Origin of the sequence: Labilibaculum sp. DW002 (genome assembly GCF_029029525.1) — a bacterium.
GTDB lineage: Bacteria > Bacteroidota > Bacteroidia > Bacteroidales > Marinifilaceae > Paralabilibaculum > Paralabilibaculum antarcticum.
Window position 1 is genome coordinate 2160933 of the sequence record NZ_JAKJSC010000001.1, and the last position, 26183, is coordinate 2187115.

Here is a 26183-nt window from a genome sequence, read left to right on the forward strand (position 1 = left end):
AAAGTAATCTATTACACCGCTACCGCACGATTGTATCGTGTGGTTCTAATTTTTTTAATAGTATAAAACGCGATAGAATCGCGAACAAATTAATTCTGTGGCAGCATTAAAAAATCATGGTCTAAAATAAGGCAGCCATTATTAAAATAATCATAATTTAAGCTACCTTTAAACACATAAACTTCCTGTTGTTTTTAATCGATACTGCATGCATAAAAATACCTATATTAAAATTTGGCCATTACTTATCTTATTCCATTTACTGCTCCTTTCAACAGATGTTTACAGTCAGAACAGTGCAATTACAAGCACCGACAGCTTGCGCACTTTATTGGCTACTAAAACGGGAACAGCTAAAATTGCCATTCAACTCGACCTGGCCCGTCAGGTTAAATATAAAAACGTTGACGAAGCAAAAAAACTAGCTCATTCGGCATTACACAACGCTACTAAAGCCAAGGACAACAACCTGATAATGCGCGCTTATTTAGCCCTTGGAGATATCTATCTAAGTATAGACAATTCGCAGTCGGTTGCCTATTTTGAAAGTGCATTATTGCTGGAGGAAGCGACTGAATATTCTTGGTACAAAGGAGAAATACTGTACAAAATTGGCGTGAATAAATACAGATTGGGTGAAAATATTGTAGCTCTTGAGTCGTTTAATGCGGCTATCCAAGCCTGCCGGCAGTCGAAAAATTTCAAGACAATGGGTGCTTCGTACTCTATGATGGGCTCTACTTTTAGAATGAACGGGCTGTACGATCGTGCTATTGAGTACATCATAAAAGCAAAACTAAATTATACAAAAGCAAATTTTATTGAAGGGAGTGCATGGTCGGCCTTTTTGCTGGGGCAGATATACTTTAACTTAAAAGTTCCAGAGATTGCGCTCGATTATACGCAGGAAGCTCTTGCTATTTACCTGAAACAGGCAGCTCTCGATGGCAACCAGAATGGCGTAGCCATGTGTTACGAGCAGATCGCCTTACTTTATTTAGAATTGGGCAATTTCGAAGAAGCCCGTAAAAACATTGCTTACACGCTAAAAATACACACAAACGCTTCCTCTTCCCTAGGCATATCGAATGTGCATAAAAATCTGGGTAAAATAGAATATGCCATGGGTAATTATAAACTGGCAGAAAAGCATTTAAACCAAGCCGTACAGCTGCAAGAAGCAGGAAACTACCGACGAAGTCTCCCCAGCACTTATGAATACTTGGGTTTAACCCTCTTTAAAAGAGGCCGTGTAGAGAAAGGGTTCGAAACCATTTACCGAGGGCTAGAACTAGCCATATCAAACAACCAGAAAAAAATTGAGTTAGAAATTTATTCAAGATTGGGCGAGGCGTATTTAGCAGTAAAAGATTATAAAAATGCCATTCGTTGTAAAAACAAACAAATCGAGATTCAGAGTTTAATTCTTTCGGGTAATGCTTTTATAAAAACAGAACAGCTGCAAACAATTTACGAAATTGATGAAAAAAACCAGCAGATAGCAGGACTCGAAAAGCAGAATAAAATTAATGCCTTAAATATTAAACAGCAAAAGACCACTCGCAATGGGATGATTTTAGTGATTATTCTGATCCTTTTAATTGCAACAATCATTTACTATTTTTACTATAAACTGCGCCAGAAAAACTCCGAATTACACGAAATAAATGCAGCCAAAGATAAATTTTTTGCAATTATTGGACACGATTTACGCGGTCCTACAGGAACCCTTGCCGCTCTGCTAGAACATCTTAATTCCAGCTTCGATAATTTTAGCATGGATGAACTTAAAAAATTGTTATCTATTTTGCATAAATCGGCAGTAAATGTAAGTAAGCTTCTCGAAAACCTGCTTATATGGGCACAGTCGCAAGTGGGTAAAATAGAATACACACCAACAGTGCTAGTGCTTGACGATGTTTTTCATCATGAACTAAAGAACCTAAAACAATCGGCCGACAATAAACAAATCGACATCAGGCTAGAATTAAACAAGCCAATTTCGGTACTTGCCGACTTAAACATGCTACAAACCATTGTACGTAACATTATTAGCAATGCCATTAAGTTTACACAGCGCGATGGTACCATCCTTGTAAAATCGGAGATCAAAAACAAGGATACAGCTCTCGTTCAAATTATTGATAATGGGGTGGGCATAAAAAAAGAAAACCTCTTAAAAATATTTGAAATAAGCAATACATTTCACACCAAGGGAACCGAAGACGAGCAAAGTACGGGGCTGGGCTTAATTCTTGTAAAAGATTTTATTGAAAAAAACAAAGGGATTTTATCAATTGAAAGCGAATTTGGCGAAGGAACAACTGTTTCGTTTACCCTTCCCATAAACAATACCAATTTCATTTCTAAATAAGTGATAAGCCATCCTATGCCATAGAAAAATACCTCGATGCCGTTAGCCCCCTACATTTGGCTTTTTAATGGAACCAAGGCTACCGAACGATTGTATCGTGTGGTTGTAACTTTACAATACTTTAGAACGCGATAGAATAGCGCACCAGCGGGGGCACCGCCCTTTAATTTTAACTTTTGTTGTAGGGCGTTTTTTATTCAAAACCAATTGTTTTACCTCTCGCTTCTTTGTCTAATATTATATTTTTAAGTTCTTCATATTTCAAATCATCAATTAAATCTCTACTCCATAGAAACTCTAGATTATTTAGTTGATTCTCAATAGGTAAATCCTTGTCAATTTTGCTGTATTTGTTAATCATGTATTCTTTAGACTTATCTAAGATAGTATCTGCAAAGTTACAAATTGTACTTTGGTTACTCTTACGATAATAAAGGACTATGGATGTTGTTGAAAGCGTGTTGATGGTAATTGTTCTTTTCCGTGTAAATAGTCCCGTTAGCATAAATATAAGGCTTATACAAGATAGAATTGTAAAAATGAATAATGCATCTGCCATATTAAATACAATGCCAATTATAAAGATTGTTAGACCCCAAAATATTAGATCTCTATTAATTTCTACTTTAATAGTTTTGCTATGAATGATATTCTCAAGAGGAATATCGTACTCGATGTATTTGAACACAGATTTCTGTGAAATTCTAATTTTATTTTTCAGAATAGTCAATTTGTTGCTAGCAAGCAACCTATTTATTTCAATATCTGTCATGTCTTTTCTTAAAAATGCCTTACAACTTCTAAATAAAACCAATGGGCATTATTTCGTTTGTAATTCTATCAAAAAGTGTATTTACCTACCCATATAGAGCAATGCTATACCAACGCTACCGCACGATTGTATCGTGTAGTTGTAACTTTACAATACTTTAGAACGCGATAGAATCGCGCACCAGTGGTGGTTATTCTACTTATTTATCAATGCTTTTTGCAACAATTTCGGCCATAATGTTAATCCCCTTTTCGTTTGGGTGGATTCCATCAGGGAATAAATCAGACATTTGGTTCATTCCATTATAAACATCAATTATTTGAAGATTATTCCTTTTTGCAATTCCTTCAACTATTGGAATAACATCATAACGAATTGTTGAATCGCTAATACTCCAAGCAGAGCTGTAGGCAGGAGGTGGAGAACAAAGGTAAATTTGTGGTTTGGAAGCCAGAGTATTTAATGTATCAATCATTAATTGGTAATTGCGTTCATAACTGGAAGCATTCCAATTATTAGTTTTAGAATCGTTTGTACCGAGCATGATTACTACAATATCTGGTGCATACACAAACACATTGTGCAAATCTTTTTGATTCCAATAAGGTTTATTTCCATCGCTTTGCATGGTGGCTCCACTTTCCCCACAGTTCAACACCTGATAACCTTCACCTAATAAATTATCCAATTGAGATGGATAAAACGATGATTGATTCTTTCCGCCGCCGTTGGTGATACTGTCGCCAACACAAGCTACTTTTATTTCGCTTTCGCAAGAAATAAAAATTATAGAAAGCAATACAAGAAGAATTAAATTAGATTTCATAAAATGGTTTTTACAATGTTAAAAATTAATGAAGCTTACCCATGAGTCCGGCACCTGTTTTCTTATCAATAAACCCTCTTTCTGTTCCCGATTTTGGGTCTAAATTTTCATGAACAACAATATTATCTTTGAGCTTAAATTTTCGTTTTAGTCTTCTTAAGTTTAGTAATCATTTATTTGCAATGCATATCTGCACTTGCAGAACACGAGCTACAAGCTAGCGCTAACAGGGGTAATCCATTTCGTAACAAATTTTCCTGCAAATTCCTTCAACACCAGAAAACATTGTTTTATGATTAATTCCCAAAACATTTAACTCTTTCAATAATTTTCGTTTGTAGATTGATGGAACGGTGAGTTTTTTCATATCATCAATATCATTGGGGAAGTTTTGCTTGTTTATTTCGACCAATTCTGATGTGTTTTTAGGTAATGGGTAGATTATGAAACAGCCTTCTTGTAATGCGATTCGTTCATTGTTTAATTTGGGATAAAAAACATTAAATCCTTTTTCGTAAAAATTGAATTTACCATCTAAGGAATCTTCATTAAAACCATTGGGACTCAAGAGATAGAGGATTCCATTATCGTCAAACCTATCAGTGCATGCAAAAAAGAGAGCTTTTAGAGGGTTTGAAGTCCAATCAAGCAATCTTGTTGGTAATCCATAATGTTGTCCAAGTATAAGCCAGTCAATCTTTCTTTCAGGTTCTTTATCAAGAAGGAGAGAAACTTCTCTAATAAACTTATCCAATAAATCATCTTCAAGAGTTTCCCAATCTTCATATCCTAATTCGTTAACAGAATTCCTACCAATCTTAGGTACTAATTCCCAATCGGATGTTTGCCCTCGAAAGATAAAATCATCATCAAGGTTATTTATTATTTCAAGATATTCTGATATGCTATTAATAGTACTCATCTTGTTTTTATATGGTGTACAACGGTTGGTGTATGTGTAGTGCGGGATTCATAATTTGAAACTCCAATTAATAATGCAAGTCTTTTCTGTTTCAATGTTTTGTCTCTTTAATATAAACGATAACGGCTCGAATATGCGTATTGCGGGATTTCAAAGCTTTAACTTATCAAATTACACCATCGTTTATAAAATGTGATATCATTCACTTTTAGTACTTTACCGCATTACGTATATTTATTGTTAGGCAAAGTAATTTGTTATAATTTATTAATAGATTTATTAATTTCATTATTCACGCCAAATAGTTTTATCAATTTAATAACAGAAAGTATTATAAAGATGAATAAATAAATAGCTATAAAAACAAAGATTGTCGGCTTAATCTCAAAATCAAGAGGAGCAAAATCATAAGTTTCAAATATCTCCATAACTGTTGGTATTAGAATCCAAAATGAAGATATGTTTATCAACAAAATTGGAAAAACCCAATTAAACCATATAAAATTTCGGACTTTCTTCCTTTGTTTCTTTAACTTGTCTTCATTAGTACTTATTGTGCTTAATTTAAAATCTAATAGTTCATCAGCTTTTGTCACAAAGTAACTAAACAACACTGTAACAAAAACAATAAGTAAACTAAGTGATGATATGATTTCAGCTATATTCATGATTATTCATTAATGTATTTTTCAAGTAACTCTTTAGATTTTTTTGATATTTTGTAATAAGAAGAAACCGAATTGTATCTTTTTATTTTTTCGCAATTTTGGTCTTTTAGCTCTATTATTTGATTCATTTCACTATACATGTACGCAGAACGTATATTAAATTTGTAATATTCCTCATCTTCTAAATCATCTTCACTAATCACATCTAAAATATCCTTAATAGTTCCTTTAAAATATGACTCCATTTCAAATTGATATCTGGATTTCATATTTTTAATCAAGGTTTTTGCACTTGTTTGCGGAATTTTAAAGATGGACGCTACTTCTATTTCGCTTGGAATTTTTCCTTTAAATACATGTTTTACTAATAAAAATAATCGAAATTGTCTTATTTCTCCAACAGAATTCTTATTACCATCATCTAAAAATTGCACAATATATTCTTCTTTTGCAGCTTTCATAATGTTCTCGAGCACTTCAGTCTCGTTATAATTCTCTACAAAATTAAAGATACTCTTTAGTCGTTTTTTCTGTTCGTCGGTAAGGGTTATTGTTATTTCCATTTTCTAAATCTTAATAAGTTATTGAATTCTCAGGGTTGTTCATTATTTTGCCTAACTTCTTAATAAAACCAATGGGCTTTATTTCGTTTGTAATTCTATCAAAAAGTGTATTTACCGACCCATATAGGGCAATACGATACACTTTTTCAAATTCTCAATTCCAAATTTACAAATTATAATCAATTCGAAGCACACACTTATTAACAATACTGTTGATAAGTCGGCTTTTAAAATCGCCTTTATCCATTTTGTTTGTAATATCAACAATAAGAAATTCATTTTTTAATTATTTTCACTTGAATTGATCCATTTCGATCGGAATTGGACCTTACCTATTTGGTGTTGGTAGATGTTGTATAGGAGCCTATCGTAAACTTGAACAGAGTTGGTGTTTTTGCATCGAAAACAGTCTTCCCCTTAGCTAAAACGAGCAATTCGGGTCGCGAAAGCTTATTTTCTTCAATAAAAACGACCCTTTTTGCATCCGAACTGCTGTTTTCTTCAATTAAAATGTAAAATATCGCATCGGACTTGTCAAAAAGCTGTACCGAACAGGCTAATGAACGATGCGAACTGGCAAAATCGTGAATCAAATTGGCTACATCGAAGTAAAAACGGTCTTTTCAGCTCAAAGATAGTCTTCGTGCCGATCGGAAATCGTCCATTTTACCTCAAGTTTATTTCAGCTGCCATAAGAAAAAGAAGCATCTGCCCGATTAAAAAAAACAATCCTATAAAAAGAGGCTGATATTTGAAATAAAATTACTGTAACAAAACCTCCTAATTAACTATATATTTCAGTAGATAGCAAGCCTATTATACAATATAATTTTTAATTGCAAAGTGCAATTTTATGGAACATCAAACATTCTAAAAATCATAATTTATTTATAATTAATTTTATTGTTAGATATAATTTTCTTAATTTCAAGGCTAATCCGATAAAAATAACCCAATAAATTCATCTGAAATGTACTGCTTAAGGGCAAAGAATCATTTCACTTTTAAAACTCAAAAATGGAAAAAACGGTATTGCGCGATAGCAACAGCAACGAAACAGAGACATTAGCCAACGGCCTTATAAAAGAACTTAACAAAGTTGATTTATCGGGCGATGTAATGATTAGCAAAGTACTTGCTGATTTAACAAGTGAAAATAGCGTACTAACTCAAGGGATTGAAAAAACAAATGGCGATGTATTAAGGGAAAATCTGCATGAGGAAAACGAAACTGCCGATGCTGATTTTGTATGCTTAAAGCAGTTTGTAAAAGCAAATATTTATTTGCCAAATGCCAAACAAGCGCAAGATGCCGAAGATGTTTGGGAGTTAATCAGTTCTCACAATTTAGAGCTTCATAATTTAAGCTACGAAAAGCAAATTTCATTGAGCAATTCGTTACTAAGCAATTTGGCTAGCGATAAATTTAAAGCGAAAGTGAAACGACTAGTTGGCGTATCGGATCGAGTGCAGAAACTCGCAAAATCGAGCGAATCGCTAAAAACGGCTTACGATAAGGTAATCGAATTGGAATCTAAAAAGCTTAGCATTATTCCTCCATCGACCCAAAAACATGAGGTTCGTAAAATTATAAATGAAAACCTGATTCCTTACCTGCAAACCTCATCGAAGGTATTCCCTGAAACATACGAACCGCTATATAAAATGGCCTGCGAAGCTATTGGCAAATTGAACATGAAAGTTCGCACACGCAAAACTCGCAAGGCTAATGAACTTGAAGAATCCGTAGCAGATTAAATCTGCATTTTTTATATTATTTTGGTTAATGCTAAGGGGTAAGTCGAAAGGCTTGCTCCTTTTTTTTACTAAAAACCTCTCGTGGTTCTAATTTTAATAATATTATAGAACACGATACAATCGCGCAGCAGCTTAGGGGCTCCAGTAGATTTGCAATTTACAGGTTGGGAGTTAGGGATCTCATATCCCTTTTATAACAATAGAAATTTATATGCTCAGGTTACAAATCTGAGGGAGCATGCTGTCCTCTTTTTTAACTACCCCTAAATCCCCTAAAGGGGACTTTACCAAAAAAATTAAAGTAGTGGCTTACATTATACGTAAGCCCCTTTAGGGGTTTGGGGTAAAAAAACAGCTATTGAAATTAAGAATATACAAACAACAAGAGCCTCACAATGTGGGGCTCTTGTTGTTTCAGCTACTGTAAATACATTAAGTGGTAGTTTCATAATATTTGGAACACGATACAATCGCGCAGCAGCATAGGGGCTCCAGTAGTTTTGCAATTTACAGGTTGGGAGTTAGGGATCTCATATCCCTTTTATAACAATAGAAATTTATATGCTCAGGTTACAAATCAGAGGGAGCATGCTGTCCTCTTTTTTAACTACCCCTAAATCCCCTAAAGGGGACTTTACCCAAAAAAATAGAAGTAGTATGTTACATTATACTTAGGCTTAAAATCGATATTGCAATCCTGTTATTACATAACGATTCCCAAATCCTTCATCAACCTTATTAAAGAGTGCATATGGTGCGTAATTGTATTCAATAAACAAACCAATCGCTTTTTTATTAGTAATAATTCGATTAATACTAAGACCGAAATTAACATTCAGGGTTTCCACACCAAACCATTCATCATTTTCGTCCTCTGTATCATTTTTCCTTGTATCTGTTTGAATAAAGCCAACACCAAGTCCCACATATCTGCTAAAAATAAAACGATGGTTAAATCGTGTTTCCTGAGCCAACCATACGCCCAAAATACCATTTATTGTTTCCTCAGATTTTGCAAGAAATCGATTACCATTATCGTTGTATTCAAAATGCTTCGAATCAAACGGCATATTAATACTGGCTCCTAAATCAACGCGTAAGCTTTCCGATACGGGAACTCCAAAACGAAAACCCAGATTTGGACTGCTTGTAAAAGTCTTTTTTAAATCTCCCATTGGAATCCATACTCCAGCTTGCACTGTAAAAGTCATGCCATAATTCCAAGTATCATATTCTGAAATCTGATTGGTCTCTCCTTCTTCATTTTGGGCAATCGAGACACTAGATTGGAGTACCAATAAAACGAAAATAATTTTCTTGAGATATTTTGCATTCATGCTTAAGCAAGCTTAGGTTATCAATATGTCTTGGTCATATCCTCACGAACAACAATAACATAGTTATTCTTTCCCTTAAGATCTTTATCCATCTTTCTAACTTGATTAGCTGTAGCTGTATAAATGGTTGCAATTTTCAAGTTTGGATTGGCTTGTTTCAAATACCAAACGATACCTTCGTAATTGTTCGAATGATAAGCGCCATTATAATGAAGAAACTGCTGTCCGGACTTAAGGTTACTTAGAATAACGTGAGCCATAGTTGCATCTTTTATGGCTTGTGCTTTGGGAAAATTCTCCAGCTTATCGGCGCTCATATGCATGCCCATTTTCTTCATTGATTTATATCCTGGCAATTCTGGATCATAAGCAACTGGCAAAGGTGTAATCCAGGCTTTCTCTTCATCACTCAATTTATCCAAAACTTCAAAGCCTCCCTTAAATACCTGTGATGCATATCGTCTTGGAATATTACTGGCTACAAAATGCAATTGATTCTTCTTAGCAAACTCAACCAATGGTTTATAATCAGTATTGTAGTTTTTCCACAAACGTGTAGAATCCATAAATGCTTCTTCCGATATCTCTCCTTCCAAATAAGCGCTCAAAAATTCTTGATTATCCACCTCAAACATCTCCGCTCCTAACACCAAATTCTCACCCCTTTGTTCATGCAGGTCTTTGGTGACTTGTAACTCCAACCAATGCGCGATAGGATTGTTATGCAGCTCTCCAAACAGCACAATATCTGCATTGCTTATTTGCTTTATCATTTTCTGATAACGAATAGGCTTACCATTCTCTTTAAAAATTCGATAGGCTGGATTACCATTGATAAAGGCTAGGCAGATTATGGCTAGAAATAAGATTTTTTTCATGTGTGTATGTCTTTTCAATGCTGATCGATCAATGGAATTTGTCAGCTTTTGTATTTCGATTTTCTAAGATATCAAAAATAAAAGATAACACACATCTTGTCTATTACACCTTTTCACTTCTACATCTTTCAACTTTCTTCGAATCTAGACCCTTTTTAAATTACTGATTCAGAACAATAATGCGTACAGAAAACCGTAATTTTAGTTAAAACCTCACCTATGTCGAGAATTACACATGTACTGTTCTTACTCTTGTTTGTACTAATTGTGATAGCAGCAATTGTGGCTTTAAGCTATTATGGGTTCACCTATTACCAGCTGAATATCGAGGAGCGATTTTATCATGCCAATCATCAGCTTTTAAAGCCGAGTGGTATTCTAGGACATGGTTTGGGCATTATTGGTTCTTTGATGATTATTGCTGGTGTGTTCTCTTATATGGCACGAAAACGAATCGCTAAGCTTTCGCGGATAGGAGTACTAAAATATTGGCTAGAGTTTCATATTTTTCTTTGCACACTAGGTCCGGTTTTGGTTCTTTTTCATACGGCTTTTAAGTTTGGTGGAATTGTGTCCATATCGTTTTGGAGCATGGTTGCTGTTGTGATCAGCGGCGTAATTGGCCGATTTATTTACATTCAAATTCCGAGAACAATTGAAGGTCGGGAACTAAGCTTAGCAGAAGTTCGAGAAACAAAAACCGACATCGGTACATTACTAAAAAAAGAATACAACCTAAGCGAAGAAAGCTATGGAACTATTGTTGCATCGGTAGCCGATCAGCCAGATAATGAATCTAAATTCCTACTGCTGCGATTGCTTGCAAAGGCAAAAGAGGATCGGAAAAGTTACAAAAGAATAGATACTGAACTTAGAAAAAACAATCTCTCTCGCACCGAACGTCAAAAAATTAAGCGTTTGGTGATTAATGAAATTGCACTGAATCGAAAAATCGATCGACTAAACTACATGCAAAAGCTTTTTAAGTATTGGCATGTTGCCCACCTGCCTTTTGCACTGGTAATGTTGGTTATTTTACTAATTCATGTAGCAGTTACCATCCTTTTCGGATACAAGTGGATCTTCTGATTCTCAGCAAATGAAGAATTAATAATTACGAATTATTTAGATGTTAATATTTAAGTTGCCTGTTGGCTGGCATCTATTTTAAAGAGCTTTTGTTTTGCCTCTAAGATTTAGTAAGACCGGGAAGCTTCAAACTTGTTTGAAGATCACCCGGCCGCACTTAAGCTTAAGGTAAATAAGAAAACTTTTTAAAATGTAGCCTTGATTTTTTTTGCTTCCGTTTTTTGTATTAAGACAAAAAATGAAGTCGGGTTTGGGCGGATAGCCCAATACAAAAATAAATAGGACAATATTGATATGGATTTATTATTGGAAGAAATAATCATTTATGGAAGCGTATTCTTGCTTTGTCTTTTGGTTGTAGTGATCTATATCCGTAAACAGACAAGGGAATCTCGCATTGTTGAGCAAAAAATTGCACAAGCCAAAGCTGACGGATTGCATGAACCTGTGTCCTTACATCCCGTGGTCGATCAACATTCCTGCATCAAAAGTGGCGCCTGCATTACCGTTTGTCCCGAAAAAGATATTTTAGGAATCCGAAACGGCAAAGCAACCGTTATTAACGCATCGCAGTGCATTGGGCATGGCGCTTGTTTTCATGCCTGCCCGACTCAAGCCATCAGTTTGTGCATCGGAACCGAAAAGCGTGGCTTCGAATTGCCTCATGTCGATCAGAATTTTGAAACCAATGTGCCGGGTATTTTTATTGCTGGCGAATTGGGTGGCATGGGTTTAATTAGAAATGCGGTTGAACAAGGCAAACAAGCAATAGAAAATCTGAGCAAACAGATTAAGAAAAATAGCAAAGCCGAATACGATGTTTTAATTATTGGTGCCGGTCCTGCCGGGATAGCTGCATCATTAATGGCTAAAAAGAACAAGCTGAAATTTATTACGCTTGAACAGGATAGCTTGGGCGGAACCGTCTTTTCCTTTCCTCGTTCAAAAATCGTGATGACCTCTCCTATGGATCTTCCACTTTACGGAAAAGTAAAATTATACGAAACAAGCAAAACGGAGCTGCTCAATTTATGGGAAGATGTTCTGCAAAAAAATGAGATCAGCGTAAGCGAAAACACAAAGGTTGAAGTGATTGAAAAAACACCTGAGCTCATTAAAATAAAAACCAAAACGGGTGATGAGTACACTGCACAATCTGTTCTCATTAGCATTGGCCGACGTGGCAGTCCGCGCAAGCTAAATGTAAATGGTGAAGGTTTGGAAAAAGTAGCTTACCGATTGTTGGAACCCGAAGATATATCTGGCAAGAACATTACCGTTGTTGGCGGTGGGGATTCTGCTATTGAGTCGGCTCTTTTATTAGCCGATCAAAACAAAGTTAGCTTATCGTATCGCAAAGAATCCTTTAATCGATTGAAGCCTAAAAACAGTGAGCGAATTCAGGCTGCCATCAGTCAAGGCAAACTAGATGTTATCTTCAATTCCAATATCATGCAGATAGAGGATAAATCTCTAACACTTTCGAAAAGCAATTCGGAAGATGAAATGACCATAGCTAACGATTTGGTATACATTTTTGCTGGTGGCGAGCTGCCTACTCAGTTTCTTAAAAACTCAGGCATCCACATCACAAAGAAATTTGGCGAGGCAATCTTGAAACACGAATAAAAATGAATAATTAGTAATTATAAAAGATTAATTAAAACACTCATTTATCATTAATAACTAATCCTTAAAAATTTAATGTATAAAATCATTCATATCATATTATTCCTCTTTATTTCTCAATGGACTTATGCCCAATTGTCGCCTGGCGATTTGGCAAAAGCTCATGCTCATTTGGAAGGTATTTCGAACTGCACCAAGTGTCATGTACTGGGTGAAAAAGTGGAGAATAGTAAGTGTTTGGATTGCCACAACTTACTAAACGATCGAATCCGTAAAAATCTAGGCTATCACGCGTCGAGCGATATTAAGGGCAAACAGTGTATTGAATGTCACAGCGATCATCATGGTCGAAAATTTGAGCTGATTCGTTTCGATAAAAATACTTTTAAGCACGAATTAACGGGTTATAAGCTAAAAGGAAAACATCAAAATTTAGATTGCAAGGCTTGTCATCAAAGCAAGTTTATTGCTGATAAGCGAGCTGCCGAAAAGGATTATACTTTTCTTGGCTTAAACCCAAAATGTGCCAGCTGTCATACCGATGTTCATCAGCAAACACTCTCTACCAATTGCAACGATTGCCATACCGAAGAGAGTTTTGTGCCGGCTTCAAAATTCAATCATCAGAACACAAAATACCCTTTGCTTGGCAAGCACCAGAATGTAGATTGTATTAATTGCCATCGAGTGGATACAAAAAACGGCCAGCGCTTTCAACAATTTGCTGGCGTAAAGTTCAACTCTTGCACTTCCTGCCACACCGATGTTCACAAGAACAAGTTTGGACCCAATTGTACCGATTGCCATAGCGTAAATTCTTTCAGAACTGTAAAAGCATTAAATAATTTCGATCACAACATTGCTGATTTTAAACTTACCGGTAAACACAAAAACGTTGATTGCAAGAGTTGCCATAAAGGTTCTTACACCGCACCAATAGAACACAATCGATGTTCCAACTGTCATCAGGATTATCATCAAGGCCAATTTGTAAAGAAAAGGCTTTCGCCAGATTGTAAAGATTGCCATACACTTAATGGTTTTGTAGGATCTACTTATTCAATTGATCAGCATAACAAAAGCATTTTCCCTTTACGCGGATCTCACTTGGCAACACCATGTTTTGCCTGTCATCAGCAAGAAGAAAAATGGCAATTTCGAAACATTGGAGAAACTTGCGTTGATTGTCACAACAACATTCACAAAGAGGTGTTGAAAGAAAAATATTATCCGAAAGAGAATTGTGAAGCTTGTCATTCAGAAAACAGGTGGAGCGAAATACAGTTCGATCACAACAAAACGAAATACAAATTACTCGGCGCTCATGAGAAACAAACTTGCCGCTCTTGTCATTTTAATCAGGGCGAAGCCACTCAAAAATTCACTGGTTTCGATCAGGAATGTTTGAGTTGCCATCAGGATGAGCATCAGAAACAATTCGAGAAAGCAGGCAAAACCGATTGCCTCAAATGTCACCAACATGAAAATTGGACCATTGCCCAATTCAATCATGACAAAACCGACTTTAAACTGGAGGGAAAGCATGCCACTTTAGATTGTGCTGCATGTCATAAGCCTCAACAGCTATCAAAAATTACTTTTACACAATATAAATTTAAAGATTTCACATGCGCTACTTGTCATCAATAATCTTGATTTTATCGTTTTCAGTAAATGTATTTTCCCAAAAATCACCCCACGGAAAAGACTTGAAAATAGATTGTGAAACTTGCCATACTCAGGAAGGATGGGAAGTAAACCCAGAGACTTTTGCTTTCGATCATCAGAAAACAAACTTCCTACTAGAAGGTCAGCACCAAGTAACCGATTGCAGATCTTGTCACACCAAGCTCGTGTTTAACGAGGCACCAAACCAATGCATGCAATGCCATACCGATGTGCATGAAAATACGCTTGGTTCGGATTGTGCACAATGCCATACATCGCAATCTTGGTTGGTGACCAACATTACAGAGCTTCATCAGCAAACAAGCTTTCCTCTTTTGGGCGCGCACGCCACAGCAGATTGTTTCGATTGTCATACCTCTAACAACTTTACACGTTTTGAGCCATTAAAAACGGAATGTATCGATTGCCACAGAACTGAATACAATGCCACAACAGAGCCAAATCATATTGCAAGCGGCTACTCTTTTCATTGCGAAGATTGCCACGAAGTATCTGCTTTCGAGTGGTCCTCATCGGGTTTTAACCATGAATTTTTTGCCCTAACAAAAGGCCATGCCATTAATGATTGTTTCAAATGCCATACCGATAACAATTTCTCCAATCTATCTACGGATTGTTTTGCTTGCCATCAGGCCGATTACAATGCAACAAGCAATCCGAATCATGCGGCAGCAAGCATCCAAAATGATTGTGCACTTTGCCACAGTACAGAACCGGGTTGGACTCCCGCTTCATTCGATCAGCACAATGATTTCTATGTCATTCAAGGTGCTCATAACAGAATAGCGACTGATTGTTTTGCTTGTCATGAGGGAAGTTATCAGAATACGCCAAACACCTGTTTTGCTTGCCATGCGGATGATTACAACCAAACATCTGATCCGGGACATGCTGCAGCAAATTTTCCAACCGACTGTATATCCTGTCACACAGAGAATGCATGGGAACCTGCCACTTTCGATCATGATGGTCAATATTTCCCAATTTACAGTGGCAAACATCGCGAGGAGTGGAATTCCTGTACCGATTGCCACACAACAGCTAGCAATTATGCTTTATTTTCTTGTATCGATTGCCACGAGCACAACAGAACCGACACCGATGATGATCATGATGAAGTAAACGACTATGTATACAACAGTAATTCTTGTTTGGAATGTCATCCTAACGGAGATGATTAATCGAATAAAATGGAGGATAGAATGAAAAAGTTGATGCTATTAATAACGGTTTTACTGCTTGGAGCAAATTCAAATTTAAGTGCTCAAGAAAAGTTTTTGGAAGGCGAAGTTTCTTATAAAAGCTCCCAAAATACCTATGTGAAATTCTTAAGTACCGAGAACATTTCTATTGGTGATACGCTATTCATTCAGCAAGAATCTGGACTTACTCCTGTCTTGGTCGTGAACAACAAATCCTCTGTCTCAGTAATTGCAAAATCGATCGGTTCCATTTCTTTGCAAAAAGGAGACAAAATAATTGCCAATTTACCTGAGAAAAAAGAAAATATAGAGGATGTTGTTCTTACCAAAGATCCTGATTACATCACCGAAATAGGTGAAGAAGTAGCTCCCGTAAAACCTCTCAAGCAGCCAACAAATCAGCAAGAGAAAATCAGAGGGAAACTTTCTGTTTCTTCCTATTCCAATTTGTCTAGTTCTTCGGATAATAGCAATACCCGAATGCGATATGGCTTTTCAATGGATGCTAAGAATATTAACAATTCAAAAATTTCGGCTGAAACAAACATCCGTTTCTCTCACAATTCTGGTGAGTGGGACGAAGTGAAAGATGATGTTTTTAACGCCCTTAAAATTTACAACTTGGCCTTGCGATACGATGCGAACGAAAGTACAAGTATCTGGTTGGGACGAAAAATCAATCAAAAAGTATCGAATGTTGGAGCAATTGATGGTGTTCAGGTAGAAAAACGATTTGGCAACTTCTCATTAGGTGCAATAGCTGGATCGCGCCCCGACTATGAAAACTACAGCTTCAATTTTGACCTGATGCAGTTTGGTGGATATTTAGAACACAGAATAAACAATCAGGTAGGCAGTATGCAGAATACAATCTCCTTCTTCGAGCAAAAATACAATTCGAATACCGACCGAAGATTTGCTTATTATCAGCACAGCAATTCACTTTTGAAAAATCTGTTTTTCTTTGCCTCTTTCGAAGTTGATCTTTACAAATTAGAAGAAGAAAAATCGAAAAACACCTTCGATTTAACAAGTATGTATCTATCCATGAGGTACCGTATCTCGAAACAATTGTCTCTTTCTGGATCTTTCGATCGTCGTAAAAATGTGATTTACTACGAAACTTTCAAAAGCTTGGCTTTCCAGATATTAGAAAATGAAACAAGACAAGGAATTCGCTTTAGAGTCAATTACCGACCAACAAATCGTCTTTCTTTTGGTGGGAAAATTGGATTCCGATCGCGCAAGGCTGAACTCGAAGATTCAAAGAACTATTATGCCTATGTTTCTTATCGAAATATTCCAGGTATCAATAGCAATGCGACCCTATCCACAGCCATTCTGCAAACTCATTATCTAGATGGTATGGTTTACAAGCTGAGATTATCTCGCGATTTAATTCCGGGTAAATTATTTGCTGGCCTCAACTATAGCTATGTCGATTACCAATACAAATACAACAATAGCGAATTGCTTCAACACATTGGTGAAGTAAATCTTTCGTGGAGAATCAACAAAAAATTCTCCCTATCGGCTAATTACGAGGGAACTTTTGAATCGGAACAAAATTCGTCTAGGCTGTATCTGAATTTGATTAAGAGGTTTTAAATTGTCAGGCTCAATTCTCTTAAGGAATTATACAATCATCCAAGCACTAGGCGGCAGAGCTGAAAACGAACAAATTGCCAGTTGGGCATATCTGATTGTAACAAAAAATTAATCTGACACCTTTAATCCATTGAAGTTACATCTAATTCAATCTATTTACGAATAGTCCACAAGCCAATAAAGGTAAGCGCTCCATTAATCATTAACAATTCAAAACCAATTGCCCAACCGAACCATTCCATCGAATTGTCTTTTAAAATGTAGCAGATGATAAGTGATAAAATAGCTACAACAGGCACCAAATTGTCTTTCACTTTTAACTTCGTGAACAAACCGAAAGCATACAAACCAAGCAAAGGACCATAAGTATATCCTGCAATGGTAAAAATGGCAGCAATAACGGAATCGTCGTTAATAGCTCTAAAGATCAGGATGACAATTAACAATAGTACAGAAAACAGAACATGCGATATGAATCTCAATTTTCGAGTTTTCACCTCATCATTCTCATCAGCACCCAATATATCCACTGTAAACGATGTTGTTAATGAAGTTAGAGCTGAATCGGCACTGGAATAAGCTGCTGCCATAAGTCCTACAAGAAAAAATAAACCAACAACAGGCCCAAGATGTTGAGTTGCCAGCATAGGGAACAGGTCGTCTCCTCTTTCAGGAATTGCAATACCTTCGTGTTGTGCAAAAATTAAAAGTAGAGCTCCAAGCATTAGGAATAACAGGTTGGCCGGAATAAAAGCAAAACCATACCAATACATATTCTTCTTCGCCTCGCCCAGATTTTTACAACTCAAATTCTTTTGCATCATATCCTGATCAAGTCCTGTCATTACAATCGTAATAAAAGCACCAGTAAAAAACTGCTTAAGAAATTCTGCTTGCTTTTCCAATCTCCAAATTCAAATATTCGAGAATACTCACTCTTCCCTATTGTTTCAGATAAACCTGCAATATCCAAATTCAGCTTGTCCATAATCAGGTAAATACTCACTCCTACAGCTAAAAGCATAAACAAAGTTTGGAGGCTATCAGTCCAAATAATCGTCTTAATCCCACCTTTAAAGGTATAAAGCCATATCAACAGAATTGTAATTAAAACAGTTAATGCAAAAGGTATACCCCATGCATCAAAAACAGTAATCTGGAGCACATTTGCCATCAAAAATAATCGGAACGAAGCTCCAATAGTTCTCGACAACAAAAAGAATGAAGCTCCTGTTTTATAGGATGTCGAACCAAACCTATCATTCAGATAGGTATAAATTGATGTCAGATTCAAGCGGTAGTATAAAGGCAATAAAATATTTGCAACTACAATATAACCTAGCATATATCCCAATACCATTTGCATATACGAAAACTCAGTAGATCTGACCCACCCCGGTACCGAAATAAATGTAACACCCGATAAAGATGCTCCAATCATACCAAATGCCACCACATACCAAGGTGACTGTTTATTACCAAGGAAAAAGGCTTTATTGTCTGCCTTTCGACTGGTAAAATAAGAAATGCTTAGCAAGAGTGCAAAGTAGCCAACAACTACAAGTAGTATGGTAACTGGTGACACAGGCTAAATTTTATAATGAATATCAAAAATAGAGAAAGGATTTATCTTATTCAAAAAAGAGTTCATTCTCTTTTTTCATCCTATTTTGCTACTTTTGAGCTAGACAATTGAATTGATAATAAAAATGAGCTATACCAATTTCCCATCTAAACTTCTTGAAAATGCTGTTAATGAATTTTCTAAACTTCCAGGCATTGGAAGAAAGACAGCACTGCGCTTGGTTTTGCATCTGCTAAATCAACCAAAAGAAGATGTGCATCTTTTTGGCTCTTCCATCATTCAATTGCGCGATGAAATTAAGCATTGCACCTCTTGTTACAACATTTCCGACACATCCATGTGCGATATTTGTGCCAGTCCTAAAAGAGACAAGACAACTATTTGCGTTGTTGAAAGCATTCGTGATGTCATGTCGATTGAACGCACACAACAATACAATGGTATTTATCATGTTTTAGGTGGTATCATTTCTCCAATGGATGGAATTGGACCAAGCGATCTGCGTATTCAACCCCTAATAGAAAAGGCTGATAAAGAAGATTTAACCGAGATTATTCTGGCCTTAAGCACAACAATGGAAGGTGATACAACAAATTTCTACTTGTACAAAAAACTTAAACCACATCAGGTTTCTGTAACCACTATTGCCCGAGGGGTTTCCATTGGTGATGAACTCGAATATACCGATGAAATTACGCTTGGACGATCTCTTCTAAACAGAATGCCATTTAATCAAAACAATCAATATTAAGGTATTAAAATTGAAGCTTCAGATCCATTTGTCTTTTACTCTTTTTTAATTAAATTTGTGTTCTATTTAGACTAAATAAACAAACACTAAACAAAATCAATATGGCAAAATACGAAATCTTTCTTCCAGCAATGGGTGAAGGAATCATCGAGGCTACAATTACAAAGCTCCTAAAAAACGAAGGCGATTCTGTTGAAGAAGAAGACTCTATTATGGAAATCGCAACTGATAAAGTTGACTCTGAAATACCAGCCCCTGCAAATGGTGTTATTGCAAAATTATTATTCGAAGAAGGTGATATAGCACAGGTTGGCGATGTAGTTGCGATTCTTGTTACAGAAGGCGAAGAGCTTGCTACAGAAAAAGCAGACAACACTCCAGAAAAAGTTAAAACAGAAAATACAATTGCAAAAAATATTACTCCAGTAGTAAAAGAAGAAAATTCGCCAACAATATCTAACAAAACAGAAAATGGATCTTTTATTTCTCCTTTGGTTCGAACAATAGCCCAAAAAGAAAATATTAGTTCAGAAGAATTGAATCAAATCAAAGGATCTGGTGAAGGGAATCGTATTACAAAAACTGACGTACTCAGCTATTTGGAAAATAGAAAATCTGCTGGAACTTCCTTGAAAATGGCAGAACCAATTGTTGCTCCCGTTAGTTCGGGGCCAAGTGCTGCTCCTACCGCAAGTCATAAATCATACGAAGGTGAGAATGTCGAAATTATTGAAATGGATCGTATGCGCAAGCTCATTGCAAAATATATGGTCAACTCAAAACAGGTTTCTCCTCACGTTACTTCATTTATAGATGTTGACGTTACCGGTTTGGTGCAATGGAGAAACAAGGTTAAAAATCAGTTCCTTGAAAAAGAAAAACAAAAACTAACCTTCACGCCTATTTTCGTTGAAGCTGTAACTAGTGCTATTAAAGATTACCCGATGATTAATGTCTCGGTTGATGGAGATCGTATTATCAGAAAAAAATTCATCAACATAGGGATGGCCACTGCTCTTCCTAGTGGAAATTTAATCGTACCCGTAATTAAAAATGCAAATGAGAAAAACCTTATTGGGATTACTCACCAAGTAAACGATTTGGCTGAACGTGCCAGAGGCAATAAATTGCTTCCTGAAGACATAACGGGAAGTACTTTTACAATTACAAACCTTGGAGCGTTTGGAAGTACAACAGGAACGCCTATTATTAATCAACCTGAAGTTGCAATTTTAGCAGTTGGAGCAATTAAAAAGAAACCTGCAGTAATTGAAACACCACAAGGTGATACCATAGGTATTAGACACATTATGGTGATGTCATTATCATATGATCATCGTGTGGTTGATGGTGGACTTGGAGGCATGTTCTTGAAACGTGTTGCAGAGAATTTGGAAAATTTCGACACCACTAGAACATTTTAAAATCTCAAATAATGATAAAAAGAAACCTTTGACACATCGTCAAAGGTTTTTTTATGTTCCTTACAGGCTTATTGCTCAAAATATCAAACAAAATTATTTATTTTGTACACTTAGAATGCTTTATGTTGTCTATTTTAGCATGATATTAAAAAAAGCAGGTAAAAGACTAAGTTTTTATCAACAATTCTGCTTTTTTATTACTTTTGCTTTGGTGTTTAACCCTTATCTACTATATTTAGTTATTGTTAATAAATAAAATTCATATAGCCTGCCCAAAAGCCCATCAGCAGAGCAGAAAAACCTCTATAATTGCAAAGGTTTTTCTTATGCTTTTCGTCTCTATCATTATAGGGATGAGTAGCTCCTACTCACTTTCCGCTTCGCCAAAGAAGAAAAAAATCACAGATAAAAGGAAATATCAGATTGCTGAAAAGTTTCTTGTGAACCGTAATTACTCAAAAGCAGCAGTTATATACAAAGAACTACTCGAACAGTCATCTCGTAATGCTGATCTAAACTTTAAACTTGGATTGTGCTATCTAAACATTGTTTCAGAGAAAGAAAAATCGGTTGGATTACTGGAAAAATCAATACAGTATACCAGTTCTCGCAACAACGTTTCGATGGATGTTTATTTTAATTTAGCAAAAGCCTATCATGCGAATTATCAATTTCGCGAATCAATAAAAGTTTATAAAGATTTATTACAAATCATATCTCCACAGAATACCTCTTTTAGGAATGATATTCAGCGACAAATGAAAATGTGTCAAAATGGAATTGAACTGATGAAAAATCCAGTCAACATTTCCATTATTAATCTTGGCAATAAAATAAACACTGAATTTTCGGAACACAGCCCGGGAGTAACGGCAGATGAAAGCACAATGGTTTTCACTTCTCGTAGAAATGGCACCGGTAGCAAAATAGATTCTGACGGGCAATATTTTGAAGACATATTCATTTCACATTTAGTAAATGGTTTATGGACAAATCCTGTTGGGATTGCGAAATTAAACACCATTGATCATGATGCTTCGATTTCAATTTCTGCCGATGGTCAGGAACTGTACATTTACAAAGCTGGCTTTATAAATAGTCGTGAATCGGAAGGTGGCGATATTTTTGTTAGTCGTTTAGAAGGAACTGAATGGAGTGAACCAGAAAAACTTGCTCCTGTCATCAATTCCAAAAGCAAAGAAAGTCACATTTCAATTTCTGCTGATCACAGAACAATTTTCTTCTCGAGTAATCGACCTGGAGGTTTTGGCGGAATGGATGTTTACAAAACAAGTAAACTACCAAATGGAAAATGGGGACGAGCAAAAAACTTAGGCCCAGCAGTTAATACTGAGCATGATGATGATGCTCCTTTCATCCACCCTGATGGTAAAACTTTATATTTTAGCTCTTCTGGGCATAAGACCATGGGAGGCTTAGATGTTTTTAAAAGTGTGAATCGAAAAGGACGCTGGACAACTCCTGTAAATGTTGGCTACCCTATTAATTCAACAGACGATGATATTTATTATACTCCTACTCCTGATGGAAAAAGAGCCTATTTTGCTTCTTACCGAAAAGGTAGTTTAGGTAGAACTGATATCTTCTTAATTAAAACACCTGATGAAGAAAAGGTTGGTCTTTTTGTGTTAAAAGGGAAAGTAGTAAATACAAGTGGTAGTACTGTTTTAAATTCTAAAATTACAGTTAGTAAAGACGGAAAAGTTATCGGTATTTATAAACCAAATGCGGCAACTGGAAAATTCTTGTTTATTGTTGATGCTGGAAAAAAATACGATATCGAAATTGTTGCAGAAGGCTACAGAACGCTTAGAACTGTATTAAATATTCCACCTGAATTTGCAAATAAAGAAAACAGAAGTGTAATTACTTTACTTCCATTAACGCTTAGAACTAAGGGTGAGCCTGATTATCCTCAAACTCTAGAGCTAATTGATTTAGAAGAGAGTAAACTGAGTGATATTGGTTCTTTACCATCAGAAAAAGATAGCATTCCTGAAAATAAAAATTTCCCAGAACCAGAAATTAAAAAGGATACAATTAGTCCTGCTTTACCTGTAGAACCAATTAAAACAAGCGAAACTGAAGTTGCAAAAACAAACGAATCAGCTAAAAAAGACAGCATTGTTAAAATTGAGGATACAGTTATTGAACTGCCTAAAGCGGAAATTAAAAAGCCGATTATTAAGGAACCTGTTATTGTAAAAGATGAACCAGTAGTTGAGCAAACGGAAGAATTAATTAAAAAAGCAATTCCTACAGCTCCTGATTCACAACTTAAGAAATTGGACACTAGTGATCTTGCATTTACGCTTGACCTTGGGAACTTTAATTCTCCACGTCCTGATTTATTTGAAGGATTAGATGGTGTTGAAGAAACGCTTGGGCCAGATAAAAAATATCATTACACTTACGGGAAATTTAAAGATTATAAAAAGGCCGTAAAAGCTAAAAAAGTGATTGCAGCAAGAGGATTTAAAGCCACTAAAATCAGAATTCTTTCTAACGACAATATCGTTAAAGAAGGTAAAGGTGGAGAAACCTATTATACCATTCAAATAATGGCGCTGAACATATCTGTGGAATCTGAATTCTTTGATAACCTTGATAACGTAAAGGCTTTCCCTTGCGATGATGGATTTACACGCTATACTTATAAAAAATTCACATCCTATCAGGATGCGCTTACTGAAATGAACCGATTAATTAGAATGGGTTACTGGGATGCTTTTATTCGTACCGTAATTAACGATCAATTGCTTTATCCAGGAATGAAATTTTCTGAAAGAAGTACATATACAATTCAAGTAATGGCCTTACGTTATCCAAAAGCTTTATCCTTCTTTTCAGATTTAGGAAAAGTAAAAGTATTCACGGATGTAAATGGATTGTATCGCTACACTTTTAAAGTATACAAGAATAAAACTGCTGCTATTCGCGATTTAGGATATGTATTGAAAAGAGGTTACTGGGATGCATTTGTTCGTAAATCATTATCGGGAGAGCATATTTTGGATTTAAACTCGACAGAAACAGATAATTTTTACACCATACAGGTAATGGCTTTAAAAAATGCCAGACCATTAAATTATTTCAATAATTTAGGGACAGAAAATCTTATTATGCACGAAGGTAAAGATGGTTTATCCAGATATACTTTTCAAAAGTACCGCTCCTTAACTGAAGCCAAAAATCAATTACCTTCAGTAACAAAAAAAGGTTATCTTGATGCTTTCACTCGTGAAATCAAATGGTATAACAAACATTAAGATGCAAATTCTGGAAGCCAAAAACATCCGCTTACGAGCTGTGGAACCTAGTGATTTAAAACTTCTCTACAAATGGGAAAACGATAGTTCCATATGGGAAGTTAGTCATACATTAAAGCCATTTTCCTTATTCGTTTTAAAACAATACTTGGAATCTTCGCACCTGGATATTTTTGAAACCAAGCAATTACGATTAGTTATTGAGCTTAAAGATTCAGGAAAACCAATTGGCTTAATTGATTTGTTCGACTTTGATCCTTTTCATCAAAGAGCAGGTATCGGAATATTGATTAATGATAAGGATAGTAAGAACAAAGGATTTGCTTCTGAAGCTTTAGATATCCTATGCTCTTATGCATTTAACACACTTCAAGTTCATCAATTGTATTGCAACATAACGGCTACCAATGAAATTAGTCTTCGCTTGTTTCAGAACAACGGATTCGAAATTATGGGAAATAAAAAAGATTGGATTCGCACAAAAGATGGCTGGAAAGATGAATATAGCCTTCAGAAGATTAATCTTCAAAATCCCTAATCAACTCGTACATCGGAATTTCAGGAATAAACTTAAAGGTTTGCTTCTGATAATCCATCTGGCAACAATAATGCTGCAAACCATTCGTAACCACTAGGAAAGGAACTCTCAACTTCATATTGTAACGTGCAATCTGATTAAATACATCTTGTGAGATTTTTATTTTGGCAGATTTACATTCTACAATGATCACCGGCTTCGCATTTTTATTGTACAAAACAATATCGCTTCTCTGTGGCAATAAGTTAACGTCAACTTTTTTTTCCACTGCAATTAAAGATGCAGGATATCCTTTCTCATCCACCAAGTATTGGATGAAATTTTGCCTTACCCACTCTTCCGGAGTCAATACTACATACTTCCTTCGAATACTGTCAAAAATTAGTTTTCTTTGCAGCTCAGATTTTATTTTAAAGGAATAAGTTGGTAAATTTAAATTTTCCATAAGATTACGATTACTACCGCAAAGGTAGAAGATTATTCCTGATATTTAATTCCCATATCTACATGAAAACAAAAGAGGAAATTGTAAAAAACTGGTTAACAAGATACACAGGTAGAGAACTATCTGATTTTACACCATATATACTTCTAACGAACTTTAACAACTATGTTGAGCTTTTTGCAGAATGGCACAATGTTAAAATTTTAGGTGAAGACAAAGCAATGCCAAATGCTTCCGCAGATAACATTACCATCATCAATTTTGGTATGGGAAGTCCTAACGCAGCTACAATTTTAGATTTATTAAGTGCTATTAAACCTAAAGGAGTTCTATTTTTAGGTAAATGCGGAGGTTTAAAGCGTAAAAACAAATTAGGTGACCTTATTCTGCCAATTGCGGCAATTCGAAGCGAGGGAACATCTAATGACTACCTACCACCAGAAGTGCCAGCCTTACCAGCTTTTAGTTTGCAAAGAGCCGTTTCACAGGTAATATCAGACAGAAATAGAGAATATTACACGGGAACTGTTTTCACAACCAATAAGCGAGTATGGGAATACGACGAACGATTTAAAAAATACCTTTCCAAAACAAGAGCCATGGCAATTGATATGGAAACTGCTACCATATTTACAGTGGGATTTTACAATGGCATTTCTACTGGTGCCTTGCTTTTGGTATCGGATCAGCCAATGATTTCCGATGGTGTAAAAACCGATCAAAGTGATGCCAAAGTAACTGACAACTTTGTTGAAGAGCATATTCGAATTGGAATTGAATCCTTACAAGAAATCATGCACAACAGACAATCCGTTAAACATTTACGATTCTAACA

The 26183-nt window shown here is 35.8% G+C and carries 23 protein-coding genes; 12 read left to right on the plus strand and 11 right to left on the minus strand.

What is annotated here, in order from left to right; genetic code table 11:
* Nucleotides 1-208: 208 nt before the first annotated feature.
* Nucleotides 209-2374: a tetratricopeptide repeat-containing sensor histidine kinase gene (locus L3049_RS08295; RefSeq protein WP_275109339.1), complete on the plus strand. Its 2166-nt coding sequence runs from the start codon at nucleotides 209-211 to the stop codon at nucleotides 2372-2374.
* A 193-nt stretch (nucleotides 2375-2567) separates the two neighbouring features.
* Here the strand turns inward: L3049_RS08295 and L3049_RS08300 are convergent, their stop codons facing one another.
* From L3049_RS08300 to L3049_RS08325, 6 genes are all read right to left on the minus strand, one after another.
* Nucleotides 2568-3146 carry a hypothetical protein gene (locus tag L3049_RS08300; RefSeq protein ID WP_275109340.1) on the minus strand — a complete coding sequence of 193 codons (579 nt, stop codon included), beginning with the start codon at nucleotides 3144-3146 and terminating at the stop codon, nucleotides 2568-2570.
* A 199-nt stretch (nucleotides 3147-3345) separates the two neighbouring features.
* The gene (locus L3049_RS08305) at nucleotides 3346-3972 is read right to left on the minus strand and encodes a GDSL-type esterase/lipase family protein (RefSeq protein WP_275109341.1); all 627 of its coding nucleotides are present in this window, start codon (nucleotides 3970-3972) and stop codon (nucleotides 3346-3348) included.
* A 223-nt stretch (nucleotides 3973-4195) separates the two neighbouring features.
* Nucleotides 4196-4894 carry an FRG domain-containing protein gene (locus L3049_RS08310; protein ID WP_275109342.1) on the minus strand — a complete coding sequence of 233 codons (699 nt, stop codon included), beginning with the start codon at nucleotides 4892-4894 and terminating at the stop codon, nucleotides 4196-4198.
* A 257-nt stretch (nucleotides 4895-5151) separates the two neighbouring features.
* Nucleotides 5152-5562 carry a hypothetical protein gene (locus L3049_RS08315; RefSeq protein ID WP_275109343.1) on the minus strand — a complete coding sequence of 137 codons (411 nt, stop codon included), beginning with the start codon at nucleotides 5560-5562 and terminating at the stop codon, nucleotides 5152-5154.
* Nucleotides 5563-5564: 2 nt separating this feature from the next.
* Nucleotides 5565-6125: a hypothetical protein gene (locus L3049_RS08320; protein WP_275109344.1), complete on the minus strand. Its 561-nt coding sequence runs from the start codon at nucleotides 6123-6125 to the stop codon at nucleotides 5565-5567.
* Nucleotides 6126-6457: 332 nt separating this feature from the next.
* The gene (locus L3049_RS08325) at nucleotides 6458-6718 is read right to left on the minus strand and encodes a hypothetical protein (RefSeq protein WP_275109345.1); all 261 of its coding nucleotides are present in this window, start codon (nucleotides 6716-6718) and stop codon (nucleotides 6458-6460) included.
* A gap of 424 nt (nucleotides 6719-7142) precedes the next feature.
* Here L3049_RS08325 and L3049_RS08330 point away from each other — a divergent pair, with 424 nt between their 5' ends.
* A complete protein-coding gene (locus tag L3049_RS08330) occupies nucleotides 7143-7883 on the plus strand; it encodes a DUF6261 family protein (protein ID WP_275109346.1) in 741 nt (246 codons plus the stop codon).
* Nucleotides 7884-8560: 677 nt separating this feature from the next.
* On the opposite strand, the gene L3049_RS08335 is transcribed toward L3049_RS08330, so the two are convergent.
* On the minus strand, nucleotides 8561-9220 hold the full coding sequence (locus L3049_RS08335) for a hypothetical protein (RefSeq protein WP_275109347.1): 660 nt from the start codon (nucleotides 9218-9220) through the stop codon (nucleotides 8561-8563).
* A gap of 20 nt (nucleotides 9221-9240) precedes the next feature.
* Nucleotides 9241-10098: a ChaN family lipoprotein gene (locus L3049_RS08340; RefSeq protein WP_275109348.1), complete on the minus strand. Its 858-nt coding sequence runs from the start codon at nucleotides 10096-10098 to the stop codon at nucleotides 9241-9243.
* 219 nt (nucleotides 10099-10317) lie between these two features.
* Here L3049_RS08340 and L3049_RS08345 point away from each other — a divergent pair, with 219 nt between their 5' ends.
* The 5 genes from L3049_RS08345 (at nucleotide 10318) to L3049_RS08365 (ending at nucleotide 17315) form a co-directional block, all read left to right on the plus strand.
* Nucleotides 10318-11187 (plus strand): hypothetical protein, encoded by an 870-nt coding sequence (locus L3049_RS08345; protein WP_275109349.1) that lies wholly within the window; start codon nucleotides 10318-10320, stop codon nucleotides 11185-11187.
* A 294-nt stretch (nucleotides 11188-11481) separates the two neighbouring features.
* Complete coding sequence (locus L3049_RS08350; RefSeq protein WP_275109350.1) at nucleotides 11482-12816, plus strand: NAD(P)-binding domain-containing protein; 1335 nt, start codon at nucleotides 11482-11484, stop codon at nucleotides 12814-12816.
* Nucleotides 12817-12891: 75 nt separating this feature from the next.
* Complete coding sequence (locus L3049_RS08355) at nucleotides 12892-14466, plus strand: hypothetical protein (RefSeq protein ID WP_275109351.1); 1575 nt, start codon at nucleotides 12892-12894, stop codon at nucleotides 14464-14466.
* 59 nt (nucleotides 14467-14525) lie between these two features.
* Nucleotides 14526-15686, plus strand: a complete 1161-nt coding sequence (locus tag L3049_RS08360) for a hypothetical protein (RefSeq protein WP_275109352.1) — start codon at nucleotides 14526-14528, stop codon at nucleotides 15684-15686.
* Between the two features lie 21 nt (nucleotides 15687-15707).
* Nucleotides 15708-17315 carry a TonB-dependent receptor gene (locus L3049_RS08365; protein WP_275109353.1) on the plus strand — a complete coding sequence of 536 codons (1608 nt, stop codon included), beginning with the start codon at nucleotides 15708-15710 and terminating at the stop codon, nucleotides 17313-17315.
* A 152-nt stretch (nucleotides 17316-17467) separates the two neighbouring features.
* On the opposite strand, the gene L3049_RS21595 is transcribed toward L3049_RS08365, so the two are convergent.
* Nucleotides 17468-18220 carry a sodium:solute symporter family transporter gene (locus L3049_RS21595; protein ID WP_342753441.1) on the minus strand — a complete coding sequence of 251 codons (753 nt, stop codon included), beginning with the start codon at nucleotides 18218-18220 and terminating at the stop codon, nucleotides 17468-17470.
* Complete coding sequence (locus tag L3049_RS21600) at nucleotides 18160-18900, minus strand: sodium:solute symporter family transporter (protein WP_342753442.1); 741 nt, start codon at nucleotides 18898-18900, stop codon at nucleotides 18160-18162. Before L3049_RS21600 ends, L3049_RS21595 begins: the two co-directional genes overlap by 61 nt.
* Nucleotides 18901-19024: 124 nt before the next feature.
* On the opposite strand from L3049_RS21600, the gene recR reads away from it, so the two are divergent.
* The 4 genes from recR (at nucleotide 19025) to L3049_RS08390 (ending at nucleotide 24903) form a co-directional block, all read left to right on the plus strand.
* Nucleotides 19025-19651, plus strand: coding sequence for a recombination mediator RecR (gene recR / locus L3049_RS08375; RefSeq protein ID WP_275109354.1), 627 nt, complete (start codon nucleotides 19025-19027; stop codon nucleotides 19649-19651).
* A 101-nt stretch (nucleotides 19652-19752) separates the two neighbouring features.
* Nucleotides 19753-21075 (plus strand): dihydrolipoamide acetyltransferase family protein, encoded by a 1323-nt coding sequence (locus L3049_RS08380; RefSeq protein ID WP_275109355.1) that lies wholly within the window; start codon nucleotides 19753-19755, stop codon nucleotides 21073-21075.
* A 353-nt stretch (nucleotides 21076-21428) separates the two neighbouring features.
* Nucleotides 21429-24365 carry a TolB-like translocation protein gene (locus L3049_RS08385; RefSeq protein ID WP_275109356.1) on the plus strand — a complete coding sequence of 979 codons (2937 nt, stop codon included), beginning with the start codon at nucleotides 21429-21431 and terminating at the stop codon, nucleotides 24363-24365.
* A 1-nt stretch (nucleotide 24366) separates the two neighbouring features.
* Nucleotides 24367-24903, plus strand: a complete 537-nt coding sequence (locus L3049_RS08390) for a GNAT family N-acetyltransferase (RefSeq protein WP_275109357.1) — start codon at nucleotides 24367-24369, stop codon at nucleotides 24901-24903.
* Here L3049_RS08390 and L3049_RS08395 read toward each other — a convergent pair.
* Nucleotides 24884-25348, minus strand: a complete 465-nt coding sequence (locus L3049_RS08395) for a type I restriction enzyme HsdR N-terminal domain-containing protein (protein WP_275109358.1) — start codon at nucleotides 25346-25348, stop codon at nucleotides 24884-24886. The two genes, L3049_RS08390 and L3049_RS08395, sit on opposite strands and share 20 nt — an antisense overlap.
* Before the next feature lie 62 nt (nucleotides 25349-25410).
* Between L3049_RS08395 and L3049_RS08400 the strand changes: the two genes are divergently transcribed.
* Nucleotides 25411-26181 (plus strand): AMP nucleosidase, encoded by a 771-nt coding sequence (locus L3049_RS08400; RefSeq protein WP_275109359.1) that lies wholly within the window; start codon nucleotides 25411-25413, stop codon nucleotides 26179-26181.
* Nucleotides 26182-26183: the final 2 nt, after the last annotated feature.